The organism is Shewanella hafniensis (genome assembly GCF_019655335.1).
Lineage (GTDB): Bacteria > Pseudomonadota > Gammaproteobacteria > Enterobacterales > Shewanellaceae > Shewanella > Shewanella hafniensis.
Map to the genome: position 1 here is coordinate 1 of NZ_BPFD01000167.1, position 1745 is coordinate 1745.

Below are 1745 nucleotides of genomic sequence, written 5' to 3' on the forward strand. Positions count from 1 at the left end.
TTGACATCCTCCTCGCCGTAAACGACGAGGATTCCTACTGCGGTTAGGCGCGAACGCCGGACTCGCTTCGGTGGGTTCCTGCTGCTGGCGGCATTGTTGCACCACTCACTTCACAGGCTAATCGGGCGTGTCCCGCCCTTAATACATTGATCGCGCCGACGACATCGGCGTTTTCTTCAAAGCCACATTCCACACAGGCAAACCGAGCTTGCGTGGCGCGGTTATCCTTCGATATGTGACCACAGCACGGACACGTCCGGCTGGTGTTTTTCGGTGGAACGGCGATCAGGTGGCCGCCATTCCATGCCAGCTTGTAATCGAGCTGGCGACGGAACTCAAACCAGCCTTGATCAAGAATGGCTTTATTCAGGCCTGACTTCGCCCTAACATTCCTACCCTGTTGCTCGGCGGTTCCTGCCGCTGATTTTGACATGTTTTTGACCTGCAAATCTTCAATACAGACTATCGCGTGGTTTTTGCTAATGTCGTTTGATATTTTATGCAGGTAGTCACGGCGGCTGTTGCCGATATTGGAATGAATGCGCTGAACTTTGGCTTTGGCCTTTTTCCAGTTATTGCTGAATTTTACCTTGCGGCTCATGGCCTGCTGCGCCTTGCGCAAAGCGGTTTCGTGCCGTTTGAAACTGTTGAGCGGGGCGTAGAAACGGCCATCGGACAGGGTGGCAAAGCGGGCAATGCCCATGTCAATGCCGATGGCATCGCCCTGATGCACGGCAATTTCAACTTCCCGCTCGGTCTGGATCGATACATACCACTTACCACAAACCTGACTGACCGTGACGTTTTTAATCTCACCTTCCACCGTCCGACTGTTGCGGTAACGCAGCCAGCCGAGCTTGGGCAGGAAGAGTCGATTATTGCCTTGCTCCAGTTTCACCCCTTGTGGATAGCGAAAGCTATCTGACTGACCCTTCTTTTTGAAGCGCGGGAAGTCTGCTCGTTTGGCAAAGAAATTTTTGTACGCCCGATCTAAATCTTTCAGCGACTGTTGCAGCGTTTGAGAAGGTGAATCAGACAGCCATTTTGTTTCTGGCTCTGCTTTCCATTGTGGTAACAGATTATTCAGTTCAAAGGCCGATAGTTTCTTTTCACCCTGCTCATGTCGTTCTTTTTGCAACGCCAGCGCCTTGTTATAGACAAACCGACAAGCACCGGAGAAGCGGCGCATCTGGCGCTGCTGCTCTCCAGTGACAATCAGTTCGAATTTGTAGGCTTGCAGTCGTTGCATGGCTTGCTCATACTGTGTCAATACAACTCAATTATAGATTGGTCTATGGAAATTGAAAGCGATTTAAGGCATGGCAGGCATTGTGTTTTTAAAATGCACGTTCATTTGGTCTTTGTAACAAAATACCGACGAAATGTCTTTACCAAAGAAGTGCTGGATGATCTAAAAATCTTTTTTGAAAAGGTCTGTCTTGATTTTGAATCAGAGCTGGTTGAGTTCGACGGTGAAGACGACCATGTGCATTTGTTGGTGAATTACCCGCCGAAGGTGGCCGTGTCGAATCTGGTTAACAGTCTCAAAGGTGTATCCAGCCGGATGATCCGAAAAAAGAATTACCCTTCGATCAAAAAGAAACTCTGGGGAGGTGCGCTCTGGTCGCCCAGTTATTTTGCGGGGAGCTGTGGTGGTGCGCCAATTGAGATCATCCGGCAGTATATTGAGCAGCAACAAACTCCGGCGTAGCCCTCAGAACGGCTTCGCCGTTGCGCTATTCATC

General features: G+C 50.0%; 2 protein-coding genes. One reads left to right on the forward strand and one right to left on the reverse strand.

Annotated features, from left to right (window positions below; translation table 11 throughout):
- Positions 1-43: 43 nt before the first annotated feature.
- A complete protein-coding gene (locus K5Q99_RS21695; protein WP_086904945.1) occupies positions 44-1249 on the reverse strand; it encodes an RNA-guided endonuclease InsQ/TnpB family protein in 1206 nt (401 codons plus the stop codon).
- 45 nt (positions 1250-1294) lie between these two features.
- On the opposite strand from K5Q99_RS21695, the gene tnpA reads away from it, so the two are divergent.
- Positions 1295-1711: an IS200/IS605 family transposase gene (gene tnpA, locus K5Q99_RS21700; protein WP_037426855.1), complete on the forward strand. Its 417-nt coding sequence runs from the start codon at positions 1295-1297 to the stop codon at positions 1709-1711.
- Positions 1712-1745: the final 34 nt, after the last annotated feature.